The sequence below is a fragment of the Moorena sp. SIO4G3 genome (genome assembly GCF_010692305.1).
GTDB classification, from domain to species: domain Bacteria; phylum Cyanobacteriota; class Cyanobacteriia; order Cyanobacteriales; family Coleofasciculaceae; genus Moorena; species Moorena producens_A.
The window spans coordinates 1-5,868 of sequence record NZ_JAAHIG010000488.1; the positions used below are offsets into that span (position 1 = coordinate 1).

Genomic DNA, 5,868 nt, shown 5'->3' on the forward strand with positions numbered 1-5,868 from the left:
TCCAAATTGCGATGGGGTGATTGACCCCCCACCGATGATGCCTGCCATGCCCTCCGTCAGGGTAGTTTCTTCCAATCCCGGGATGGGCTTAGCGGTAGTGGAACGTACGATCGGTGATTTTTGCTTAGGCAATAAATTCTTTTTGCCCATAACAGCCACTCTCCATAAAGATGTTCTGTGGTCAACAATACCATCTCTGGGGGTCTTAGAGTCAAGTTGGCTTTATAATTCTTAATAATTAAGAATTAAGAATGTAGAATGGTGAATTAAGAATTAAGAATTTAGAATTTAGAATGGTGAATTGATTCGATTCGGTTAGGATTTTTTCATATCATACCTTGACGCTTACCGTAGCCAGAAGGTCACTAGATCTTGAGCACTACCCTAAATTATATATAGCAATTCTGTTTCCCATGAGGTACAAAGAGATCCCCCTAAATCCCCCTTAACAAGGGGGACTTTGAGCTTGATTATTATACTTCATACATGCAATAAACGCTATATAAATTCTCAAGTCTCAAGTCTCAATTCTCAATTCTCAATTCTCAATTCTACTTGGTGGTGCGTTACGGTGCGGGCTATCCTAATACTGGCTACGAAGTGGAAAATTAGGGCAAGCCCGCCCCTAACGCACCCTACATTCTACATTCTTAATTCTTAATTCTTAATTCTTCATTCTTCATTCTTCATTCTTAATTACCCTTTTGCCCGACGATACCAACCCACAATCCGGTGAGGAGAAACCCCCAAATGATAGGCAACGATCACCAGTTGGTTAATTAATGTAGTTTTCAAAACCCCCAAGGTCTGCCAGCGGCGTCCTGATGTTAGCACAGGTTGATTAAGGATAGTTATTTTACCTAAGTTGCGGAGGCGTCGCATCAAATCAAAATCTTCCATAATCGGTAGATTAAGAAAACCACCAAGGTCTGTAAACACCTTAGTCTTGATAAAGATAGCCTGATCACCGTAAGGCAAAGAGCAAAAACGCGATCGCAAATTCACCATCCCCTCAATTAGCCTTACCCCCCGCAGGTTAGCATCAATGGCTAATTCAAAAGCACCAGCCACGGTGTCATAGTTTTGTAACCCTTGGCGAACTAAGGTATCAAATCCTTTTGGTAAACGGGTATCAGCATGGAGAAACAGCAGAATATCTCCCGTAGCCACTGCAGCCCCAGCATTCATTTGACTAGCGCGACCGGTACCAGCAGCTAGAATCTTAGCACCCAGTGATTGTGCGATCGCAACGGTTTCATCATCACTGCCCCCATCTACCACAATCACTTCCACATTAGACGCTTCCCTAACCGTAGCCAAAGTATCAGCTATGTGACTAGCCTCATTCAGAACCGGGATGATAATGGAAATTTTTACGATCACGCAACAGCTTTAGCATTCTTTCTGACAAATTAGCATTGCTGAGTAGGAAATAACCAATGTTCCCTTTATTTCTATCCATCTCTGGACATTTATTACATTAAAGCGATATAATAAAAGGCAAACTAAATATAAAGTAAGCAATCAAGTGCGTAGGTGCGTAGGGTGCGTTAGGGGCGGGCTTGTCCTCATGTTTAACCTCGTAGCCAGGGTTCCGATAGCCCGCTCCGTAACGCACCACCCAAGGGCTTGTCCTCATGTTTAACCTCGTAGCCAGGGTTCCGATAGCCCGCCCCGTAACGCACCACCCAAGGGCGAGCCCTCATCTTTAACCTCGTAGCCAGGGTTCGGAGAGCCCGCCCCGTAACGCACCACTAGGTCAAACTCAATTCAAACAAGGTGATAAATCCAACATGTCAGGGTTAACCATTAGTATTGGAGAAGCAGCCAGTGAGCTAGGGGTCTCAGTTAAAACCTTAAGGAGGTGGGCAGACGCAGGAAAAATTAGGTCACAACGTTCTCCCAGTGGCCATCGGCGATTTTATGTAGCCGATATCAAACACATTACACCACGGAATGTCGGTCAGATCGATGATCGCATAACCGTTAACTATGCCCGTATTTCAGATCAAGACCAAAAAGAAGATTTAGTCAAGCAAATCAAGATTTTAGAGTCTTTTAGTACTGCTAATGGTTGGCAGTATGAAACAATTCAAGATTCAGGTTCCGGAATCAATTCCCAAAATAAAGGCTTACAGAAATTGCTCAAGCGCATCATGCAGGGGAATGTTGGCAGAGTTGTCATTACTCACAAAGATAGGCTGCTTAGAGTTAGTGCTGAATTAGTCTTTGCGATGTGTGAAGAATTCAAGACAGAAATAATAATTATCAACAAGTCATCAGAAGACATCAGCCTTGAACAAGAATTAGTTACAGACATGATGGAGCTGATTACAATCTTTTCAGAAAAACTCAATAGTGCTAAAAGGTCTAAAATCTAAGCTATCAGCTAAGCGCGTTTTTATTTGGGTTGTGAATATAGGATTTAAGGGAACAGGGAACAGGGAACAGGGAACAGGGAACAGGGAACAGTGATAATATTTGTCGCTTTCAGTACTGAAATTGATTGTTATCACTGCCGTTATTAAGTTTTTTTTGTACTGCTGCAAGATCTCATATAAACAGGATTTTTTCCCAATTCCCGATTCCCAATTCCCTGTTCCCTGTGGGTGCATCTCATTTTTGCTGTTTGACTCGGTGGTGCGTTACGGGGTGGGCTATTTCAATGGTGGCGAAGAGGCATAAAATCAGGGCGAGCCCACCCCTAACGCACCCTACGCAAAATTTACTAAATTCTAACTTCCCGATTCCCGATTCCCGATTCCCGATTCCCTACTCCCTACTCCCGATTCCCTACTCCCATCAAATTTGATACTACCCAGAGATCCTCTGGGCGGTCAACATCAGTAAGCTCGGAAAGCATCGCGATAGTTAGGTTAAGACTCTTAGCAATATCCACCGTTTGCTGCAAAACTTCAGATGTTCCCCAATTCACTCCCACAAACAACTCTGGAATCAATCGACCTAGACCAACCAGATAGTAGCCGCCATCCTTGGCTGCTCCAAGTACTAAATCATGATTGTCTAGAGCCTCAAATGCCTGATTCATCACCGAACTATTCAAATCGGGGCAATCAATACCAATGATCACAACTTTGGTCATACTTTCCGCAAAGGATAACTCAAACGCTGAAGTGATTCGCTTGCCCAAATCCCCATCACTCTGAGGTTTATAGACCAGAGTCGAGCCTAACCAATTCTCCATTAGCTGTTGATTACCACCAGCAAAATGGATTTCTACAGACACAGGGCGACCAGTTATTAATTCCTTGACCTGGGCAACAGTATGTTCGGTCATCCGACGTTGAAGGTTTGCAGCACCATCCGCTCCTAGAGCTGGTATCATCCGGGTTTTAGTCTTTCCGGGCTCTGGATAGCGGCTGAAAATAATTAGGCGTTCTGTCACTATCATTATCTAAAGGGAATAGGGAATAGGGAATAGGGAATAGGGAATAGGGAGTCGGGAGTCGGGAGTCGGGAGTCGGGAATCGGGAGTCGGGAATCGGGAACAAGAATTATAACAATTACTACACCAATTTTTAGATAGCATTTATAATGCTATCACGAAAAGTAATCTTGATTTATCATAACAGTAAAAACTCCTTGGATATCTTAACTACTGTTCCCTATTCCCTCTTACCTCTTACCTGCTCCCTACTCCCTACCGATTCGATTTCCGATTCCCGATTCCCGATTCCCGATTCCCGATTTACCATCAATCCTATGTTCACAACTCAAATACAAACCCTATAGTTTACATGCCTATTTTTTCCAAAACTTCTTGGGCAAGAGACCTAAATTCTTCTGAAGCAAGAGAATAGGGCTTATAATCCAAAACAGACACAGGAGACGGTATATCTTGATTGTCTACTTTTTCAACTTGTTCAGCACACTTTGCCAAATCATCTCGATCGAAAATAACACTCTTCATCACATCAAAGCCATATCGATCGGAAATTGCTTTTATCCGTTTTGGCAAGGTATGTTGTATGAACATATTATTGGTTGCTATTTTAGAAGGCAGCACTCCCAAGACTTTAAGTGGCGGTTTAATGTTGATTTGTTTTCGATAGCCATTAATAGCTCTGATAAAATCTTGTACATTCAGTAAGCCTTGATTAGAAAAAGGCTTGAGGTCTGAAGGGATGATTAAATAGTCAGCAGTGATTAAAGCAATTCTGGCATATAAATTCCAAGAGGGCGGAGTATCAATAATTACCACATCATAGTAAGTTTTAACATCCTCTAGTTTATCCATCAGCATTAGGAAGCTAAAATCAAGCTGATTCATATCAAGCTCATATTTCATGAGATCGATGTGGGCAGGAATCACATCAATTTCTGGATTGCTGAATTCAGATTTTCTAGCTACTTCCGAGATTGAGAAGAATTCCTCAGATTGCAAAACATGGAGAATATTACAATCTTTGATATCATCAAATGCTTCGTCATGAAATTTAACCAGTCCGGTAGCAAAGGTAGCATTCGCTTGGCTATCAAGATCGATCACAAGCACTTTTTTGCGGTTTTTTCGGATAGCGGCCCCTAGGTTAACCACCGTCGTGGTTTTTCCGACGCCGCCTTTGTTATGGTATACTGCAATGACCTTCACGTTATTTTACCTCTTTCTTTTTGTCAAAACTGGGATACACCATTTCTATAGTCAATATGAAAGGCGGTGTTGGCAAGACTACCACCACCGTCAACCTTGCTACCTGTCTTGCCAAAGATTATGGCATGCGAGTATTAATCGTTGATCTCGATACCCAGATTAATGCTACCCTAAGCCTGATGCCTCCAGTGCAATTTGCTAAACTCAAGAAGGAAGACCGAACCTTAAAAAAAATAATTAATCAAGTCATTCAGTCACCCACTCAGGCATATATTCCCATTGAACAAGCGATTCAGCGCAATATTTGTCGAGTCGATGGACTAGATTTATTGCCAGGGGATATCGAAACCTACAATGATTTTCTATTGGCTGCATTGCTGTTTTCTCAGTCAAAGGATAATCCCCAAGAGTTTGAAAACAACTGGAATCAGCTAGAAAATTATTTAATTAAGCGTGCCCTTGAGCCAGTTCAACAAACCTACGATTTTATTCTATTGGATTTCCCCCCAAGTGAGAATATTATCACTCGTAGTGGAATTATTGCTAGTGATTTTTATCTCATTCCTGCCAAAGCTGAACCGTTATCAGTGGTTGGGATTGGCATCCTCCAAGAAGGTCAAATCAAAAAGCTGATAGAAAGCGATCGCTCTGGGATAACCCTGATTGGCATTCTGTTTTTCTCCCTTGGTCACGCCACCAATATGGCTACACAAGTCAAGAACCGATTGACTGATAATTTTGGGAAAGACAAAATTTTTAGTATAGAAATTCCCAGGAATGTTGCGGTTGCCAAAGCTGTGGATGAGTTTCGACCTGTGGTCATCAATGAACCCCAAGCAACTGGAGCCAAAGCCTTTACTCAATTCACTCAAGAATTTATCCAAAAATTATCGAATATTATAACAAATAAATCTAAGAAATAGTTGAGAACAAGGGTGGAATCGGGAGTCGGGAATCGGGAGTCGCGAGTCGGGCATCGGGGAAAGAGAGGTAAGAGGTATTTTTCGATTAATTTGGTTTATTTTACTACATTTTTGCTCATTTTTGCTCATTTTTGAATAAATTACCCATTAATATCATGTCAGGATAATTATCCTTAATAAAAGTCTCCCTCGGTGCGCTTTCCATCTCCCCATCTCCCCATCTCCCCATCTCCCCATCTCCCCATCTCCCCATCTCCCCATCTCCCCACCCCCAGACTTGATATTAGGAGCAAGGCCAAAATCATGATTAAATCTTGGATGGTAATTGCAGCG

11 protein-coding genes are annotated in these 5,868 nt (G+C 42.2%); 4 read left to right on the plus strand and 7 right to left on the minus strand.

The features are described from left to right. Both F6J99_RS45945 and F6J99_RS40765 read right to left on the minus strand, forming a co-directional pair. Window positions 1-150: cyanobactin class RiPP (locus F6J99_RS45945; RefSeq protein WP_365975244.1), on the minus strand; the 150-nt coding region annotated here is incomplete at its 3' end. A gap of 546 nt (window positions 151-696) precedes the next feature. Further along, window positions 697-1,383 carry a TIGR04283 family arsenosugar biosynthesis glycosyltransferase gene (locus tag F6J99_RS40765; RefSeq protein WP_293122061.1) on the minus strand — a complete coding sequence of 229 codons (687 nt, stop codon included), beginning with the start codon at window positions 1,381-1,383 and terminating at the stop codon, window positions 697-699. A gap of 410 nt (window positions 1,384-1,793) precedes the next feature. Here F6J99_RS40765 and F6J99_RS40770 point away from each other — a divergent pair, with 410 nt between their 5' ends. Then, complete coding sequence (locus tag F6J99_RS40770) at window positions 1,794-2,381, plus strand: IS607 family transposase (protein ID WP_293122063.1); 588 nt, start codon at window positions 1,794-1,796, stop codon at window positions 2,379-2,381. Here F6J99_RS40770 and F6J99_RS40775 read toward each other — a convergent pair. After that, window positions 2,343-2,615 carry a hypothetical protein gene (locus F6J99_RS40775; protein WP_293122066.1) on the minus strand — a complete coding sequence of 91 codons (273 nt, stop codon included), beginning with the start codon at window positions 2,613-2,615 and terminating at the stop codon, window positions 2,343-2,345. The two genes, F6J99_RS40770 and F6J99_RS40775, sit on opposite strands and share 39 nt — an antisense overlap. A 14-nt stretch (window positions 2,616-2,629) precedes the next feature. On the opposite strand from F6J99_RS40775, the gene F6J99_RS40780 reads away from it, so the two are divergent. Continuing rightward, on the plus strand, window positions 2,630-2,812 hold the full coding sequence (locus F6J99_RS40780; RefSeq protein ID WP_293122069.1) for a hypothetical protein: 183 nt from the start codon (window positions 2,630-2,632) through the stop codon (window positions 2,810-2,812). Here the strand turns inward: F6J99_RS40780 and F6J99_RS40785 are convergent. Both F6J99_RS40785 and F6J99_RS40790 read right to left on the minus strand, forming a co-directional pair. Next, entirely contained in the window at window positions 2,780-3,412 is a 633-nt protein-coding gene (locus tag F6J99_RS40785; protein WP_293122072.1) for a TIGR04282 family arsenosugar biosynthesis glycosyltransferase, read from the minus strand. The two genes, F6J99_RS40780 and F6J99_RS40785, sit on opposite strands and share 33 nt — an antisense overlap. Before the next feature lie 3 nt (window positions 3,413-3,415). Next, window positions 3,416-3,550 (minus strand): hypothetical protein, encoded by a 135-nt coding sequence (locus F6J99_RS40790; RefSeq protein WP_293122075.1) that lies wholly within the window; start codon window positions 3,548-3,550, stop codon window positions 3,416-3,418. 5 nt (window positions 3,551-3,555) lie between these two features. Between F6J99_RS40790 and F6J99_RS40795 the strand changes: the two genes are divergently transcribed. Then, complete coding sequence (locus F6J99_RS40795; RefSeq protein WP_293122078.1) at window positions 3,556-3,753, plus strand: hypothetical protein; 198 nt, start codon at window positions 3,556-3,558, stop codon at window positions 3,751-3,753. A 1-nt stretch (window position 3,754) separates the two neighbouring features. Here the strand turns inward: F6J99_RS40795 and F6J99_RS40800 are convergent, their stop codons facing one another. Further along, complete coding sequence (locus F6J99_RS40800; RefSeq protein ID WP_293122081.1) at window positions 3,755-4,612, minus strand: AAA family ATPase; 858 nt, start codon at window positions 4,610-4,612, stop codon at window positions 3,755-3,757. Window positions 4,613-4,632: 20 nt separating this feature from the next. On the opposite strand from F6J99_RS40800, the gene F6J99_RS40805 reads away from it, so the two are divergent. Continuing rightward, window positions 4,633-5,535: a ParA family protein gene (locus tag F6J99_RS40805; protein WP_365975242.1), complete on the plus strand. Its 903-nt coding sequence runs from the start codon at window positions 4,633-4,635 to the stop codon at window positions 5,533-5,535. A 115-nt stretch (window positions 5,536-5,650) separates the two neighbouring features. Here the strand turns inward: F6J99_RS40805 and F6J99_RS40810 are convergent, their stop codons facing one another. After that, a complete protein-coding gene (locus F6J99_RS40810; RefSeq protein ID WP_293122084.1) occupies window positions 5,651-5,788 on the minus strand; it encodes a hypothetical protein in 138 nt (45 codons plus the stop codon). Window positions 5,789-5,868 lie beyond the last annotated feature (80 nt).

What these genes read in the sequence shown, in the direction of transcription:
- F6J99_RS40775 (WP_293122066.1), bottom strand. Translation starts at nt 2,615, where the DNA reads ATGCACCCACAGGGAACAGGGAATTGGGAATCGGGAATTGGGAAAAAA.
- F6J99_RS40785 (WP_293122072.1), bottom strand. Translation starts at nt 3,412, where the DNA reads ATGATAGTGACAGAACGCCTAATTATTTTCAGCCGCTATCCAGAGCCC.
- F6J99_RS40810 (WP_293122084.1), bottom strand. Translation starts at nt 5,788, where the DNA reads ATGGGGAGATGGGGAGATGGGGAGATGGGGAGATGGGGAGATGGGGAG.
- F6J99_RS40795 (WP_293122078.1), top strand. Translation starts at nt 3,556, where the DNA reads ATGCTATCACGAAAAGTAATCTTGATTTATCATAACAGTAAAAACTCC.
- F6J99_RS40790 (WP_293122075.1), bottom strand. Translation starts at nt 3,550, where the DNA reads ATGCTATCTAAAAATTGGTGTAGTAATTGTTATAATTCTTGTTCCCGA.
- F6J99_RS40770 (WP_293122063.1), top strand. Translation starts at nt 1,794, where the DNA reads ATGTCAGGGTTAACCATTAGTATTGGAGAAGCAGCCAGTGAGCTAGGG.